This is a genomic window from Cupriavidus sp. BIC8F, assembly GCF_032465815.1.
In the GTDB taxonomy this organism is placed as follows: Bacteria; Pseudomonadota; Gammaproteobacteria; order Burkholderiales; family Burkholderiaceae; genus Cupriavidus; species Cupriavidus necator.
Genome location: NZ_CP136095.1, coordinates 2,238,130 through 2,252,541, shown reverse-complemented (window position 1 = coordinate 2,252,541; position 14,412 = coordinate 2,238,130). Strand labels below are relative to the sequence as shown.

15 protein-coding genes and 1 pseudogene are annotated in these 14,412 nt (G+C 65.8%); 8 read left to right on the top strand and 8 right to left on the bottom strand.

Annotation, left to right across the window (positions count from 1 at the left end):
• Window positions 1–25 precede the first annotated feature (25 nt).
• On the bottom strand, window positions 26–1,258 hold the full coding sequence (locus RS901_RS30420) for an MFS transporter (RefSeq protein WP_316154224.1): 1,233 nt from the start codon (window positions 1,256–1,258) through the stop codon (window positions 26–28).
• A gap of 288 nt (window positions 1,259–1,546) precedes the next feature.
• Here RS901_RS30420 and RS901_RS30415 point away from each other — a divergent pair, with 288 nt between their 5' ends.
• The gene (locus RS901_RS30415; protein WP_316154223.1) at window positions 1,547–2,200 is read left to right on the top strand and encodes a TetR/AcrR family transcriptional regulator; all 654 of its coding nucleotides are present in this window, start codon (window positions 1,547–1,549) and stop codon (window positions 2,198–2,200) included.
• A gap of 19 nt (window positions 2,201–2,219) precedes the next feature.
• Here RS901_RS30415 and RS901_RS30410 read toward each other — a convergent pair whose 3' ends face one another.
• Both RS901_RS30410 and RS901_RS30405 read right to left on the bottom strand, forming a co-directional pair.
• Window positions 2,220–3,377 carry a thiolase family protein gene (locus RS901_RS30410; RefSeq protein ID WP_316154222.1) on the bottom strand — a complete coding sequence of 386 codons (1,158 nt, stop codon included), beginning with the start codon at window positions 3,375–3,377 and terminating at the stop codon, window positions 2,220–2,222.
• Window positions 3,378–3,395: 18 nt separating this feature from the next.
• Window positions 3,396–3,845, bottom strand: a complete 450-nt coding sequence (locus RS901_RS30405) for an OB-fold domain-containing protein (protein ID WP_316154221.1) — start codon at window positions 3,843–3,845, stop codon at window positions 3,396–3,398.
• A gap of 194 nt (window positions 3,846–4,039) precedes the next feature.
• Here RS901_RS30405 and RS901_RS30400 point away from each other — a divergent pair, with 194 nt between their 5' ends.
• The 5 genes from RS901_RS30400 to RS901_RS30380 are packed head-to-tail and all read left to right on the top strand — an operon-like array spanning window position 4,040 to window position 9,192.
• Window positions 4,040–5,581 (top strand): class I adenylate-forming enzyme family protein, encoded by a 1,542-nt coding sequence (locus tag RS901_RS30400; RefSeq protein ID WP_316154220.1) that lies wholly within the window; start codon window positions 4,040–4,042, stop codon window positions 5,579–5,581.
• Window positions 5,578–6,369: an SDR family NAD(P)-dependent oxidoreductase gene (locus RS901_RS30395; RefSeq protein ID WP_316154219.1), complete on the top strand. Its 792-nt coding sequence runs from the start codon at window positions 5,578–5,580 to the stop codon at window positions 6,367–6,369. The genes RS901_RS30400 and RS901_RS30395 overlap by 4 nt, the downstream gene beginning before the upstream one ends.
• 7 nt (window positions 6,370–6,376) lie before the next feature.
• Window positions 6,377–7,150, top strand: coding sequence for a crotonase/enoyl-CoA hydratase family protein (locus RS901_RS30390; RefSeq protein WP_316154218.1), 774 nt, complete (start codon window positions 6,377–6,379; stop codon window positions 7,148–7,150).
• Window positions 7,147–8,151: a nitronate monooxygenase gene (locus RS901_RS30385; RefSeq protein WP_316154217.1), complete on the top strand. Its 1,005-nt coding sequence runs from the start codon at window positions 7,147–7,149 to the stop codon at window positions 8,149–8,151. Before RS901_RS30390 ends, RS901_RS30385 begins: the two co-directional genes overlap by 4 nt.
• A 51-nt stretch (window positions 8,152–8,202) precedes the next feature.
• Window positions 8,203–9,192 (top strand): tripartite tricarboxylate transporter substrate binding protein, encoded by a 990-nt coding sequence (locus tag RS901_RS30380; RefSeq protein WP_316154216.1) that lies wholly within the window; start codon window positions 8,203–8,205, stop codon window positions 9,190–9,192.
• 157 nt (window positions 9,193–9,349) lie between these two features.
• Here RS901_RS30380 and RS901_RS30375 read toward each other — a convergent pair whose 3' ends face one another.
• Window positions 9,350–9,763 carry a MerR family transcriptional regulator gene (locus RS901_RS30375; RefSeq protein WP_316154215.1) on the bottom strand — a complete coding sequence of 138 codons (414 nt, stop codon included), beginning with the start codon at window positions 9,761–9,763 and terminating at the stop codon, window positions 9,350–9,352.
• A gap of 151 nt (window positions 9,764–9,914) precedes the next feature.
• Here RS901_RS30375 and RS901_RS30370 point away from each other — a divergent pair, with 151 nt between their 5' ends.
• Together RS901_RS30370 and RS901_RS30365 are read left to right on the top strand one after the other, a co-directional pair.
• Window positions 9,915–10,130 (top strand): GDCCVxC domain-containing (seleno)protein, encoded by a 216-nt coding sequence (locus RS901_RS30370; RefSeq protein WP_316157325.1) that lies wholly within the window; start codon window positions 9,915–9,917, stop codon window positions 10,128–10,130.
• A 94-nt stretch (window positions 10,131–10,224) separates the two neighbouring features.
• Window positions 10,225–10,506, top strand: coding sequence for a DUF2188 domain-containing protein (locus RS901_RS30365; RefSeq protein ID WP_316154214.1), 282 nt, complete (start codon window positions 10,225–10,227; stop codon window positions 10,504–10,506).
• A 6-nt stretch (window positions 10,507–10,512) separates the two neighbouring features.
• On the opposite strand, the pseudogene RS901_RS30360 reads toward RS901_RS30365, so the two are convergent.
• The 4 genes and pseudogenes from RS901_RS30360 to RS901_RS30345 form a co-directional block, all read right to left on the bottom strand.
• Window positions 10,513–10,698, bottom strand: a pseudogene (locus tag RS901_RS30360) (DUF1016 N-terminal domain-containing protein); the annotation flags it as partial.
• Window positions 10,699–10,871: 173 nt separating this feature from the next.
• The gene (locus tag RS901_RS30355) at window positions 10,872–11,054 is read right to left on the bottom strand and encodes a DUF1484 family protein (RefSeq protein WP_316154213.1); all 183 of its coding nucleotides are present in this window, start codon (window positions 11,052–11,054) and stop codon (window positions 10,872–10,874) included.
• Between the two features lie 1,118 nt (window positions 11,055–12,172).
• Window positions 12,173–13,315, bottom strand: coding sequence for a CoA transferase (locus tag RS901_RS30350; RefSeq protein ID WP_316154212.1), 1,143 nt, complete (start codon window positions 13,313–13,315; stop codon window positions 12,173–12,175).
• A gap of 79 nt (window positions 13,316–13,394) precedes the next feature.
• Window positions 13,395–14,387: a tripartite tricarboxylate transporter substrate binding protein gene (locus RS901_RS30345; protein WP_316154211.1), complete on the bottom strand. Its 993-nt coding sequence runs from the start codon at window positions 14,385–14,387 to the stop codon at window positions 13,395–13,397.
• Window positions 14,388–14,412 lie beyond the last annotated feature (25 nt).

Genomic DNA, 14,412 nt, shown 5'->3' with positions numbered 1-14,412 from the left:
AATCTTTACGCGATGGCCCAGCGCGTCAATCGAGAGGCTTGACCCGCCGGAACGCACCAAGGAGTGCGAGGTCGTACGCAATCTTGAGCACGCCGCAGGCAACCAGCGGAGTCCCGACCCAGCCCATGGCCAGCAGCGCGCCCGCCAGGGTCGGGCCGAATGCGGCAGCCAGGCTCCTGGGCACGGCGGTCAGGCTTGCCGCCGCCGGCCGCTCGGGCGGCGTCACCACGGCCATGACATAGGCGGTCCGGGTCGGTACATCCATCTGCGACAGCGCGCTGCGTACGAGCAACAGCGCCAGGGTCGCCGGCAGGGCGGGGGAGAACGCGGCCGCGATCAGGCAGAGGCTGGATGGGATATGGGTGAACACCATCGTGTTCAGCAAGCCGAACCTGCGAGCCAGCGGCGCAGCCACGAGCTGGGAGCCGGCGCTGAGCAGCCCGGCCCAGAAAAAGAACTGCCCGGCGGCACCAATGGAAAGGCCGAAGCGCTGCATCAACCAGAGCGCCAGCAGAGAATTCACCACCAGGCCGCCGGCAAAGGCGTCGACGCTGAAGAGCAAGGCAAGGCGGGTAACGATCCGGCGAGACGGTCCCAGCGGGACTCTCGCCGTTGCCAGGTGCGGTGGCGGCTCCGACATGCGGGCATAGAGAATCCAGAGTGCGGCACCGGTCAGGGCATAGACCATGAACATGGCGCGCAGCGCGCTCAGGACAGGAACCCCAAGCTGCGCCGCGAGCCAGTCCGGCAGCGCCGCCGCCAGCGCGCCTATGGCGGCGCAGAGGGCCCCGGTCAGGCTGTAGCGGGCGAACAGCGCAGTGCGAGCATCGGGGGAGGCTGAATCGGCAAGACCGGCATGCTCAAGCGGCAGGAAGACGCTGACGTCGCCGGAGCTGGGGTTGAGCGTGCCGACGAACGCGACCAGCAACAGCGGCCAAAGGGAGGACAGCCCGGCGAAGCCTATGCCGGTCGCGGCCATCAGCGCGGCCGCCGACACCAGCAGCCTGCGCTGCGGATAGCGGTGGCCGATGACGCCCACCAGGACTGTCGCCAGTGCCGAGCCGATCAGGGTGGCGCTGCTGACCAGTCCCACTGCCAGTTGCGCGAAACCGAGGGCCAGCAGGTACGCGGGCAACAGCACGGCGATAAAGCCGTCACAGAACCCGCGCAGCGCGCGCCCGACGAGAAGCGGCAAGGCGCCGGTATGAACGCCCGCGGGCAGGACCATGCGCGCAAGCCAGCCTCTGCTGACAGTCATGGCCGGGTCTTCAGGTGTGCGCATCGCAATGGCGTCCGTATCCCGGGCGTCTCATGCTGTCAGTGAAAGTCCGTGACGACCCCGCCGTACAAAAACAGCATGCGCCGGACTCGAAGGCACCGGCTTGGGCAAGGCGCACGACAATGGCAGGCATGGCGGCATGTTAGATGCCCGTAGGCTGCGCTTCAATAGCGTAGAGATCGCTACAGGTGGGGGAGGAACCAGGGGCGCGCCTGAAGTATCATCCTGGCTGACAAGCAAGTTTCAAACGATCGCCCTATCAGTCACATGGACAGCCCCTCCGGAATCGAAGCGCCTCCCGCCAGGCAACGCCGCAAGCAAAGCGACCGCAGGGAAGAAGCGGAACGCCGCATTCTCCAGAGCGCCATGGAACTGGTGAGCGAGAAAGGCGTGACGGGGACGACCCTGGGCGAGGTCGGCGAACGGGCGGGTTACAGCCGGGGCCTGCCGGCCCACCACTATGGCAACAAGGAAGGCCTGTTGACGGCGCTGGTGGGACGGATCGGCAGGAACTTCCGTGCTGCGCGAAACACCGCAGGTCCGTGGCGGCCGGGCCTCGATGCCATTCTCGGCGTGGTCGGGCTCTACATCGACCGGGCCGCGAGCCACGACTGCGCCACCCGCGCGCTGTACATCATGTTCACCGAAGCCTTTGTCTCGGGCGGGGCGCTGGCAGTCGCGCTGGATCAGTTCAACCGCGCGTCGCTGGCGTACTTCGAGGGGCATCTGCGCATCGGCATCCGCAAGCAGGAGATCCGGGCCGATGTCGACCCCGTGGCGGAGTCCATCGTCATGCTTGGCGCGCTGCGCGGCATCTCGGCGCAGTTCCTGCTGGGATCGCCGCATGCCAATCCCGCCCAGGTGCGGGATGCCCTGGTGGGCACGATGGCGCGCGCGCTGCGTCCGGACCCGGCGGCATGACGCAGCGCTGCGGCGAGCTTCAGGGGCGCGCCAGCACGTGCGCGTAGCAGACGGCGCCCAGGCCGACCATGTGGGCCAGCCCGTAACGGGCAGAAGCTTGCTGCCGGTCGCCGGCCTCGTGCCGCAGTTGCCGCACGATCTCGCCCACTTGCCCGATCCCGGTGGGCCCGATCGGGTGGCCCATGGCGATCAGCCCGCCGGACGGGCTCACGGCGCATCGGCCGCCAACGTCGAAGGCACCTTCCTTGAGTAGCGGCATGGCATGGCCTTCATCGCACACGCCGATCGCTTCCAGGTACTCCAGTTCCTCTACCGTAAACGCGTCGTGCAGTTCGACCACATCGAGCTGCCGTGGCGAAACGCCGGCATCGGCCAGGGCCCGGTGCACCGTTTCCTGCGTCAGCAGCGTGTCATAGCGCGCAGGATCGTCGTACACGCGCTGGCTGCCCGCGGCCGAGGCCAGCACCCGGACGGCCCGGCCCGGATCCACGCCGTAGCGCCTGAGTGCCGCTTCCGAAGCCACGATGACGGCGGCCGCACCTTCTCCGACCGGCGTGCACTGCAGCGCGGTAAAGCTGCCGGCAATGGGCTTGCCCGCCAGGATCTCATCCAGCGTGCGTGCTTTCTGCCGCTGCGCGAACGGATTCCTGGCGCCATTGCGGTGATTCTTCACCGCCACCAGGGCAATGTCCTCGACTGCCACGCGGTTACGGTGCGCGTAGGCATCGGCCAGCAGCGCGAAATGCGTGAATGGCACGATGGCGTCGTCGGCCAGGCTGGCAATGCCAGTCTGGTGTTCCGCGCGTTCGGGGCGCCCCTGCGTGCGCGGCTTGTCGACGCCAAGCGCGAGGGACATGTCAGTGAGACCCGTCGCCACTTCCAGGCAGGCCTGGCGAAATGCCGCCGAACCAGAGGCAGAGGCGTTCTCGATATGGACGATGGGGATGCCGGTGGCGCCGAGGTGCCGCAGCATGGGCCGGCCCGCGGCCATCGGCAGCAAGGCCGTGGCGACATAGGCGGACTGGACGCCTTCCCACGGCACGCCGGCATCGGCCAGCGCGGCGCGGGCGGCGGTGAGCCCGAGCTGAACGTAAGGCGTTTCGCTCAGCGGCTGGTAGCGATGAAAGCCGATGCCGATGACATAGACCGGGCGAAGGGTGGTGAGTGCAACGCTCATGGGATCCGTTCCTCCGGTTCAGGCGACGCGAACAAAGCGAAGATCCAGCGCGCGCGCTTGCGTGCTGCCTTCCTGCTGCCCGTCCGAGACCTCGGCGAGCACGGCGACGACGGCATCGCCCGGCACCAGCCCCGTTCCCCCAGTGCCCTGGCCAGCTTCGCTCCCGAGCGCAAGCGTTCGCACCAGGGGGCCGTCTTCCAGCCTCACCGCGGTGACCGTGAAAGGCGCCTGCCGCGCTGGCGAGGCGTGGAGATGCACGACAGCGCTGGATTCCACCCGGCCGCGGCCGCTCAGGGCCACGGGTGTCAGCGCGTCGCCGGTGGCGCCGCAGCGCTCGCAGCCATAGCTTTGCCACGGGTAAAAGACATGGCCGCAGCGGCATGTTCCGCCGAGCAGGGCGGGGTGTTCCGGCAACGCCGGCGTGCCCTGCGCGCGGTAGAGCACAGGTTTCAGTAAGGGCAGGGTCATGGCGAATGCGCCACTCGGGGTGGCGCGAGTAGTGGGATGGCCTGCCCAGTTTTAGCGATCGGCCTTCACGGCGAAATCCGGGAATACACTTACTTGCTGGTGAACAAGCAAATACATATTCTTGTCCGACGACAAGCAAGTTGTGGTTCGGGCAGTGGCAACAGCCCCGCCCGACATCGCCGAGGTAAGGAGACATGGACCAAGCAATGCTGATTGGAATCGAACGATGGGCGGCAGAAAAACCCGACGATGTGGCCCTGGTCGAAGGAGAGCGCAGCCTGACCTGGGCGGCGTTCAACGAGGTAGCCAACCGCGTCGCGCATGGATTGCGGAAACGCGGGGTCGGTGCCGGCGACATCGTCGTGCTGCGCACCCAGGTGCGGCTCGAATGGGCCATCGTTGCCGGCGCGCTCGCCAAGCTGGGCAGCACGATGCTCGGGCTGAACTGGCGGCTGACACCGGAAGAATGCCGCCACGTGATGGCTGACAGCAGGGCCACCGTGTTCCTTTGCGACGATGCCGATCCGTCAGCACTGAAGCCCGTGCTGGATGCGTCGCCCATCAAGCTCGCCATTTCGATCGACGCGCCCGCCGACGGATTCCTGCCATATGGCACCTTGCTCGAAAGCAGCGATGCACCACTCCATGCGCAGGCCGAGCCCCCGCTGATCATCTACACCTCAGGCACCACCGGGCTGCCCAAGGGGGTGACGATGCATCGCGGCGCCGATCCCCAGGCGATGCGCGAGTACCGCGAGTCCGTGGAGGCCTACCGCGGCGGCGCCGGCGAGAGCGTCAGCCTGATCAACATGCCGGCCCACCACGGTTCCGGCCCTTCCCAGTTCTGGGCGTGCGTGCGTCGTGGCGGCAAGACCGTGCTGCAGCGGCGCTTCCTGCCGGAAGAGACGCTGCAACTGATTGCCCGGCACAAGGTCACCACCTGGACCGGCGTGCCCACCATGTACAAGCGCCTGGCGGCGCTGCCTGCCGAAGTGCTGGCCCGCTACGATGTCTCGTCGATCCGCGGCCTCAGCATCGGGGCCGCGCCCGTGCCCTACGGGCTGAAGGAATGGATTCTCGGCTACTTCGGCGCCGATACCCTGCAGGAAGGCTACGGCGCCAGCGAGGTCGGCATGATTTCCCGGCTGCCGCCCGAGATGCAGCGCATCAAGCCAGGCTCCAGCGGCAAGCCGCACCGGCATGTCATCGTGCAGGTCCGCGATGCGCAAGGACATTGCCTGCCGGCAGGCCAGCGCGGCGAACTGTGGATCCGCACGCCGGTGACCATCCGCAACTACCTGAATGCGCCTCCGCTCGGCCCCGACACGGTTGACGCCGAGGGCTTCTTCCGCGTCGGCGATGTCGGCTACCTCGATGAGGACGGGTACATCTTCATCACCGACCGCGCCAAGGACATGATTATTTCCGGCGGCGTGAACATCTATCCGGCCGAGATCGAGGCGGCGCTGCTCAAGCATCCCGCCATCCTGGACGCCGCGGTGATCGGCATCCCCGACGACGAGTTCGGCGAGCAGGTGCTTGCCTTCTGCGAACTCAAGCCCGGCCACCGCGCCGGCGAGCATGAGGTGCTGGCCCACTGCGCGGAGCATCTCGCTTCGTACAAGCGGCCGCGCCGCATCGAATTCATGCAGGAATTGCCACGCAACACCATGGGCAAGCTCCTGAAGCGCGAATTGCGGGATCCCTATTGGAAAGGAAAGGAGCGGCACGTATGAACGACCTACTCAGTCTCGAAGGCAAGGTGGCGCTGGTGACAGGCGCTGGTCAGGGCGTGGGCGAGCAGATCGCCCGGCACTTTGCCGGGCACGGCGCCGCCGCGGTGATCGTCAACGATTACTTTGCCGAACGCGCGCAAGCCGTCGCGCAATCGATCCGGGACGCCGGCGGCAACGCGTTCGCGGTGCAGGCGGATGTGTCCGATGCCGAGAGCGTCAGGCGCATGGTCGAGCAGGCACGCGAACTTGCCGGCCCCATCGACGTGCTGGTCAACAATGCCGGCAACCATGGCGCGACGCCGTCGCCAGACGTGCGCAAACCGTTCTGGGAGCATGGACGAGACGCCTGGAACAGCGCGATCGAGGTCAATTTCTACGGCGTGATCCACTGCGCCAGCGCCTGCATCCCCGACATGATCGAGCGCAAACGCGGCCGCATCATCACCATCATCTCCGATGCCGGACGCGTGGGCGAACCTGGCCTTGAGATCTATTCCGGCGCCAAGGCGGGGGCTGCCGGCTTCATGCGCGCGATTGCCCGCACGCTCGGGCGCTATCAGGTCACGGCCAATACCGTGGCGATCGCGGCCACGGCGACACCCGCGATCGAGAAGCGCCTGGCTGACGATCCCGACAGGCTGAAGAAGATGATGGAGAAGTACGTCATCCGCCGCCCGGGGCGCCCCGAGGACGTGGCCAACATGGTGCTCTTCCTGGCTTCGGATGCCAGCGCCTGGATCACCGGCCAGACCTATCCGGTCAACGGCGGCTTCTCCTTTGCCCAGTGAGGTGAGCATGAACGACGATACTCCCAAGGTGCTGACAGAGCGGCGCGGTCCGCTGCTCATCGTCACCATCAACCGCCCGCAGGTCAAGAATGCGTGCGACGCTGAAACCGCGGCGCAGATGAATGCCGCCATGGACCTGCTCGATGACGACGACAGCCTGTTCATCGGCATCCTCACTGGCAGCGATGGCAATTTCTCCACCGGCGCGGACCTCAAGGCCGTGGCACGCGGCGAGCGCGCCACCACCGACGACCGCGGCGGCTTCGGGCTGTTCCGCCGCCCGCCGCGCAAGCCGCTGATCTCGGCGGTGGAAGGCTATGCGGTGGGCGGCGGGCTGGAGCTTTGCCTGTCCTGCGACCTGATCGTGGCCGCGCGCAATGCCCGCATGGGCCTGCCGGAAGTGCGCCACAGCGTGGTGGCGGTAGGCGGCGGCCTGTTCCGCCTGCCGCGCCGCATTCCCTACCACATCGCGATGGAGCTGGCGCTCTCCGGCGAGATCCGCGACGCCGCCTTCTTCCATCAGCACGGACTCGCCAACCGCCTGGTGGAGCCGGGCACCGCGCTGCAGGAAGCCATCACGCTCGCCGAGGGTTTGCTGGTCAACGCGCCGCTCGCCATGGCCGCGAGCAAGGAAATCATGCGCCGCAGCGCCGACTGGACCGACGAGGAGGCCTGGCAGAAGCAGGCCCCGATTGCCGCGCGCGCCCTGGATTCCGAAGACCGGCGCGAAGGCCTGGCCGCTTTCGCGGAAAAGCGCAAGCCGCAATGGCGGGGCCGATGAGGTCCGCCACCGCAACCCGTGGGCCGGCGCTGCCGTGGCCGCGCCTGCGCCTGCCGCTGATCGCCGCGCCCATGCTGCGCATCAGCGGGCCGGCGCTGGTGACCGCTGCCTGCCGCAACGGCGTGGTCGGTGCTTTCCCGACCGCCAACGCGCGCACGGTGGCGGAGCTCGATCAGTGGCTGACGACCATCCGCGCTGACCTCGGTGAGCGCGAAGCGGGCGAAGCCGAGCCGGCGCCGTTCTGCCCCAACCTGATCATCCGCCAGCCGCGGCTGCAGGACGATCTGGCCTGCCTGGTGCGCCATCGGGTGGAAATGGTCATCACCAGCGTGGGCTCCCCTGCCGCGGTGGTCGGGCCGCTGCACGACATCGGTTGCATGGTGCTGGCAGACGTAGCCTCAGTTGCGCACGCCGAGAAGGCGCTGCAGGCCGGCGCCGACGGACTGGTGCTGCTCAGCGCCGGCGCGGGCGGGCAGACCGGATGGGCCAACGGGATGGCCTTCGCGCGTGCGGTCCGGGCCTTCTACGATGGGCCGCTGGTGCTGGCCGGCGGCATCTCGGACGGCCACGCGTTGTGGGCTGCCCGGGTGCTGGGCTGCGACCTTGGCTATATGGGCACCAAGTTCATCGCCACCGCGGAAAGCATGGCAGATGCACGCCATAAGGAGATGGTGGTGGCGAGTCGCCTCGACGACGTGCTGCGCACGCGCGCGTTCACGGGGCTCGACACCAACATGCTGCGACCTTCCATCGAGGCCGCCGGCCTCGACCCTGACGGTCTGGACGAGTCGGTCACGTTTGAAGAAGCCAGGGCCCGCTTCGGCGGGGGCAAGGCGCACGACAAGCCCAAACGCTGGAGCGATATCTGGAGCGCCGGACATACCGTCTCAGGGGTATCCGACGTTGGCAGCGTGGCTGCCGTGATCGCCACCACACGCAAGGAGTACGAAGCCGCACGCTTGCGCACGCAAGCCCTGTTGTCGGATCAGCCACCGGCATAGCCCCGGTCAACCGCATAGTGAGCGCCGCCAGAGCGCCAACCAGGAGACAAAATGTTCGAATTGCGCCATGCCGGCCTCATTGCCGGACTGATCATGTTCACCTGCACCGCGGTGCCGGCCATCGCCGCTGATGCCACATCGGGCTACCCGGCCAGGCCCATCAAGCTGATCGTGCCTTATCCGCCAGGTGGCGGCCCGGATGCGATCGCGCGCCCGCTCGCCCAGAAGCTGGGCGCCGCGCTTGGACAGACCATCGTGGTCGAGAACCGGCCTGGGGCCTCCGGCATCATCGGCACGGACGCGGTGGCCAAGGCCGCGCCAGACGGCTACACGCTGCTCTACACCATCTCCGGCCCGATCGTGCTCAATCCGTTGACCTACAAGAGCCTGCCGTACGATGCCAAAAAAGACGTGGTGGTGGTCTCTCAGGTGGTCAAGCGATCCCTGATCCTGCTGGTCAACGCGAAGGTGCCCGCGAAGACGCTGCAGGAGTTCGTGGCCTATGCAAAGCAGAACCCCGGGTCGCTTGCCTATGCGTCCTTCGGCACCGGCTCCTCGGCGCATATCGCGGGCGAATATCTGAACAAGAAGGCCGGTATCGACCTGGTCCACGTTCCCTACAAGGGCAGCTTCATGAACGATCTCGCCAGCGGGCAGGTGGTGGCCGGCTTCGGTGAACCCGGTTCCGCCAAGCCCCTGATCGATGCCGGCAAGATCCGCGCCCTGGCCATTGCCGGAAAGGACCGTTCCAGCCTGCTGCCTCAAGTCCCTACCTTCACCGAGCAGGGCATGCCGGCGCTGGAGTCGATGGTGGGTTGGCACGCAATCTATGCCCCGGCGGGCACGCCCCCGGAAATCCTGCAGCGCCTGAACGCGGAAATCGTCAAGATCGTGAAGACCCCGCAGATGGCGGCGCTGCTGCGGGAGCAAGGCGGGGAGCCTGCCGGCACGGGGCTGGCTGAAGCGGGCCGCGTGCTGGATGAAGAGCGCACGCGCTGGCAGCAGGCGGTACAGGGCATCGGGGGTGTTACAGTGAACTGAAGACAGCCAGTGGGCGCCGGGCCTGACGAGGCTTCGTCTGGGTCGTCCGCCCACAGGTGCGCCAGCCTCAGCGCGGCTTGTCCGCGCTGGACCACTTGTCACGCTGTTTGCCGTTGGCCGGCCCACCTTTCCGTTGCATGTCGTATCAGGCCCGATCCTAAGCCTCTCTACCGATGTTGGCAGACAAGGTGTCAATCAAGGGACAAGAATCCTCATTGCCATTGGCATGGCATTGCCCAATGAGATTCTTCAGTTCAGCTCGTAATCGTCGCAAGTCCTTCAATCTTTCCTCCACAAGACTGAGCTTTTGCTCGGCCAGTGTGCGGGCTGTGCTGCACGTGCCGCCATCGTTCTGTCGCAGCAGTACCCGGACTTCATCCAGGGTGAACCCGAGCGTCTGGGCCTGGCGAATGAAATGAAGCCGCTGCAAGCTCTGCTGCGAATACTGCCGAATGGCGCCATAGGCACGCTCCGGCACCGGCAGCAGGCCGCACCGATGGTAGTAGCGTACCGTCTCCACGCCAACACCGGCCGCCTTGGCCAGCTTCCCGATTGTCAGTGTGTGGTCCATTGCTTGACTCCGTACCTTGGTACGGACCTAGGCTACGCCTAAACCGCACATACGGGAAGGGCGGATCGCATTGCGATGGGCAGCGCCGGGGATCAGGTCGCCAGGCACGGTGACCGTCTACTGCCCATCGGCCGTGAGGCAAAGAGAAATGATGAGCGCCGTCAAGCTGCAGTCAATCATCACCTGCCCCAGGTGCGCGCATGCAAAAGAAGAAACCATGCCCATTGATGCCTGCCAGTGGTGCTATGAGTGCGAGCGCTGCCACGCGTTGCTAAGGCCCAAGGCCGGTGATTGCTGCGTCTTCTGTTCATATGGCACCGAAAGGTGCCCGCCCATGCAGCAGCAGTCTTGCTCGTGTGTTCGTTGACGCAGATACAGCGATGCACGACGTACCCTCGATGCGGCTCCTCCCGGATGATCCCGGCTCTCACCCAGCCACGCTTGTCCGCGGGAACGTGTTCTTGCTCGACAGTACGCGATGCCCGCTGTATGTCGCGGGAAATTTAGAGAGGGTCATTATGCAATCGCGGATCATTCGCGTTCTGCCCGCAGAAGATGGTTGGGCATTGGAGTTCGGCGGCCTCAATACAAAGGCCCAGAGATTTCCGACCATGGAAGCGGCAATTGCTGCGGGTTGGGACGTGGCCAGGCGGGAGAACGCTGAATTGCACATACATCGTCACGACGGGGATGTGCACTTGCGCAACGCGTGCGGTGACAAGAAACAGGAGCCGCAGCGGTGACGCCGTACTAGCTGTGAAGCGTGAAAGGGCTGTCCGCTCGTAGAACTGGCTGCCGATCTGACGATCTAGCTGTCGTACGCTCCACCCACAGCGCAACGCCTCACTTTCGTAGAAGGTACGAGCCCGCGGGTTCTTGACCGATAGCAGGCGCACGTGGGCGGACCAGGGCAAGGGGAACGCTTGGGCAAGGGTGGTGAGCTTAAGTGATGTTTTGGGCGCACATTTGCCAGGCAGTGTCTGGCAAATTCCATGAGCGGGCGATTTGGCAGATACCGTCCGGCAGATCCGATCGAACGGCCACGCTTGATGCGGCTTTCACGAGGACTGTCTGACGGTGCCGAAGCACCGCCAGACCAGAGGCATTGCTACGCCGCAAGCGGCCCAGCTGCCATCAAGGCATCCAGCTTTGCCTTCACCATTTCAAGCAGGCAGAGCGCGCTGAAGCACGCTTCCGAGCGCACGCTTTGCTGCTCCAGCAGCACGAGCACGCCTTCAATGCCGGCACGCACTTCATGCAGGCACGCGTTGGTTTCGATTGCATCGACCATTACTGACTCCTTACCAGGCTAATGCGCGCCACTCATTTGAAGGTGAGGGTGGCGGGCCAGACAGCGAGGGTGGAAACCCGGTTAGAACAGGGAAGAACCCGGTCAGCCTTTCAGCTGCCTCGCTCGGCCCGCCATAGAACCAGACATGTTCGTGCGAGCACAGGCGTTGCCATTTGAAAGCGCAACGCCTGTCCCTGTTCCGACCTTCGGGTTTCCACGCCCGGTCATCGGCGATCCGATGACGTGACCAGTATTTCCTGCCGGAGTCGTGCAGGCGATAAGAGATGTCGCATTTGGAAGGGGCGGGCGAAGCTTGCCGCAACGCGATTGAGTAGGAAATCGCTGAGTCTTGGAATGCGAGATGGTCGCCGCTGTGCGGTTGGTTGTCGTGCTTGACTAGCGTGGGCTGTTTCGCCGGCGTAGCCGGCGACCTACTTTCTGTCCGAGCGACAGAAAGTAGGCAAAGAGCGCGTCGCCTGGGCGGCTGGCCATAAATTTGGTGGCGGGGGTGGTTCGAGCGGCGGTGCTTGCTATTTGGGCGTGGTTGCCCGTTCGACCCAGCTACGCTCCCTGTCCGGTGCCTACGTCAACGGACTATTGAACGAACCCGACTTTAGGCTATTGGCAGCCTGCTAACCACGTTATTGGTGGGACGCCTTCGGCTGCGCTGCGCGCACTCAGTATCGCAGGTCAGGTGCCCAGGCACGGAATGCGTCGCTGCGCTCGCATGGCGCTGTCGCCAATGACGCCGGGCCAAAAGCGCAAATCAGGAAGTGGCCGTTCGTTCTGCCACGTTAGGGCCGGCGCGAAGCGCAGCCGAAGGCGTCCCACCGACGCGGTGGTTAGCAGGCTGCCAACCGCCTAAAGTCGGGTTCGTCCAATAGTGTCTGGACGCAGGCACCGGACAGGGTGCGTAGCAGGGTCGAACCACCAACCCCATCGAACGGAAATCACCATTGCCCGAACCACCAACGCCGTGAAATGGATGGCCAGCCGCCCAGGCGACGCGCTCTTTGGTTACTTTCTGTCGCTCGGACAGAAAGTGACTCGCCGGCTACGCCGGCGAAACAGCCCACGCCCGCCAAGCACGACAACCAACCGCATGGAACTAAGCCAAATTACGAGTTCCCGATCCCGCCACCGATGATCTTGGGCAGAGATCCGTCCGCACTATGCTCCCCCACCTGAGCCACAAAATCCTCCCCCTCCGGCAACCCCAACGAGAACCTCACCGGAAAATTAACTGCGATCCCGCCTTCCCCAGGCACCGGCCGAACCACCTCCCGCGCCTGCACATGCGGATCCTCAAACAGTGCCGTCGCCCCCAGGACGGGCGAGAACGGAATATCCAGCGGCCCGAAGAACACCTCCCACTCGGCGAGATCGCGTGTACGGAACACCGCCGCCATCAAATCATTGACCTCCACCTTGTGCCCATGCCGCCCAGCCCGCGTGGCAAAGCGCGGATCACGCAAGGCCGGGAATTCTTCGCCCAGCGCCTCGCACAGGTTGACCCAGAACTTGTTCTCGAGGATGCCCATCGCCAGATGCAGGCCGTCGCGCGTCTCGAAGAGATCGTTCTCCGGCATCACGGTAGGAGATGCCTGCGGCGACGCCTCGTGCCCGCGCGCGGCCCACGCGCCGTGAGCGGTCCACGACAGGATCGCGTCATGGATCGAGACATCCAGATGTTGACCCTGTCCGTTCTGGCGCGCACTCATGATCGCCACCGCGAGCGACAGCGCCGCGTAGCCGGAGGCGGCGTAATCCGACACCCGCACGCGCGGGCGCGAGACCTTGTCGTGCACCTGCACCGGCGTCGCCCAGTATCCAGCCAGCGCCAGGTAGTTCAGGTCATGCCCGGCATGGCTGGCATAGGGGCCGGTCTGGCCGAAGCCAGAGACCGAACACAGCACGATAGCCGGATTGACCGACGCCAGCGCTTCATAGCCCAGCCCAAGCCGCGCCATCACGCCGGGGCGGAAGCCTTCCACTACGGCATCGGCATTGCGCACCAGGTCAAGGAAGGCCTCACGGCCGGCATCGGTCTTCAAGTCCAGCGCAACCGAGCGCTTGCCGCGGTTGAACTGTGCAAACACCGTCGGACCAAGCTGCCGCGCGGTGTCGCCAGTGCCGGGCTGTTCCACTTTGATCACATCCGCGCCCAGTTGCCGCAGCAGGCTGCATGCGTGCGGGCCGGGCAGCAACTGGCTGACATCGATGATGGTGACGTCCTTGAGGCAGGACCATTCTGGCTTCATACAGGGCCTTTGCGGGAAGAAAGCGAAGGAGAGCGCCGCACGCGCGGAGGGAGGCGTGCGGCGGGGGCGGGCAGGACGCTCAGCCCAGGTCGCCGACCATGCCGATCGACTTCATCAGGTCGCCGTAACGCGCGTTGTCGCTGGCGACCATGGTGCCGAACTGCGCGGGCGAGGCGCTGCGGCGCAACTCGCCGGCATTGGCCTTGAGCTGGGCATCGAATACGCCGGCGCTCTGCAGGGCGCCGACGGCGGCATGCAGCTTCTGCGCCAGTTCGGCCGGGAAGTTGGCCGGTGCGAACAGGCCGCTCCAGTTGTCGATGACAAGGCCCGGGGGCAGGGCTTCGGCCATGGTTGGCACGTCCGGGAAAAACGGCGAGCGCGCGGCGGCAGTGACGGCAAGCACCCTGACCTGGTTGTTGCGTACGTACTGCGTTGCGGTGCCGAGCACCGGCATGCCGAACTGGGTTTGTCCGGTCAGCATGGCGGTGATGATTTCCGGCGCGCCCTTGTAGGGGATGTGCACGGCTTCGCAGCCGGTCTGGTGCAGCATGGTTTCCACCGCAAGGTGGGCAATGCTGCCCTTGCCGCCAGAGCCGTAGTTGAACTTGCCCGGGGCCTTCTTCATGGCGGCGATCAGTTCGGCAGCGGTCTTGTAGGGCGACGAGACCGGCACCACCAGCGCGGACGGTCCGCCGGACAGGGCAGTGATCGGCGTGAAATCCTGCGCCGGGTCATACGGCATCTTGCGGTACATGTGCACGTTGATCACGTGCGTATTGGCCAGGATGCCCAGCGTATAGCCATCGGGTGCGGCCCGGCGCAGCGCGCTGGCGCCGATGATGCCGCCGGCGCCGGGCATGTTCTCGACCACCAGCGGCTGGCCGAGTTTCTTGCCTAGCTCCGCCGACAGCGTGCGGGCGACGTTGTCGGGCGAGCTGCCGGCGATAAACGGAACGATCAGCCGGATCGGGCGGTTGGGGTAGCTGGATGATGCGCTGGCGGCGCGGGCCGGCAGCAGCAGGCTGCCCAGCGCGGCGGCGCCGGCGGTGGCAAGCCAGTTTCGGCGGTTCATGCTTGGTCTCCGTGGTCTTGTCGTA

Bases quoted from the DNA above. Each gene is read 5' to 3' on its own strand.
- RS901_RS30420 (WP_316154224.1), bottom strand. From the start codon at position 1,258: ATGACTGTCAGCAGAGGCTGGCTTGCGCGCATGGTCCTGCCCGCGGGC.
- RS901_RS30415 (WP_316154223.1), top strand. From the start codon at position 1,547: ATGGACAGCCCCTCCGGAATCGAAGCGCCTCCCGCCAGGCAACGCCGC.
- RS901_RS30410 (WP_316154222.1), bottom strand. From the start codon at position 3,377: ATGAGCGTTGCACTCACCACCCTTCGCCCGGTCTATGTCATCGGCATC.
- RS901_RS30405 (WP_316154221.1), bottom strand. From the start codon at position 3,845: ATGACCCTGCCCTTACTGAAACCTGTGCTCTACCGCGCGCAGGGCACG.
- RS901_RS30400 (WP_316154220.1), top strand. From the start codon at position 4,040: ATGGACCAAGCAATGCTGATTGGAATCGAACGATGGGCGGCAGAAAAA.
- RS901_RS30395 (WP_316154219.1), top strand. From the start codon at position 5,578: ATGAACGACCTACTCAGTCTCGAAGGCAAGGTGGCGCTGGTGACAGGC.
- RS901_RS30390 (WP_316154218.1), top strand. From the start codon at position 6,377: ATGAACGACGATACTCCCAAGGTGCTGACAGAGCGGCGCGGTCCGCTG.
- RS901_RS30385 (WP_316154217.1), top strand. From the start codon at position 7,147: ATGAGGTCCGCCACCGCAACCCGTGGGCCGGCGCTGCCGTGGCCGCGC.
- RS901_RS30380 (WP_316154216.1), top strand. From the start codon at position 8,203: ATGTTCGAATTGCGCCATGCCGGCCTCATTGCCGGACTGATCATGTTC.
- RS901_RS30375 (WP_316154215.1), bottom strand. From the start codon at position 9,763: ATGGACCACACACTGACAATCGGGAAGCTGGCCAAGGCGGCCGGTGTT.
- RS901_RS30370 (WP_316157325.1), top strand. From the start codon at position 9,915: ATGAGCGCCGTCAAGCTGCAGTCAATCATCACCTGCCCCAGGTGCGCG.
- RS901_RS30355 (WP_316154213.1), bottom strand. From the start codon at position 11,054: ATGGTCGATGCAATCGAAACCAACGCGTGCCTGCATGAAGTGCGTGCC.
- RS901_RS30350 (WP_316154212.1), bottom strand. From the start codon at position 13,315: ATGAAGCCAGAATGGTCCTGCCTCAAGGACGTCACCATCATCGATGTC.
- RS901_RS30345 (WP_316154211.1), bottom strand. From the start codon at position 14,387: ATGAACCGCCGAAACTGGCTTGCCACCGCCGGCGCCGCCGCGCTGGGC.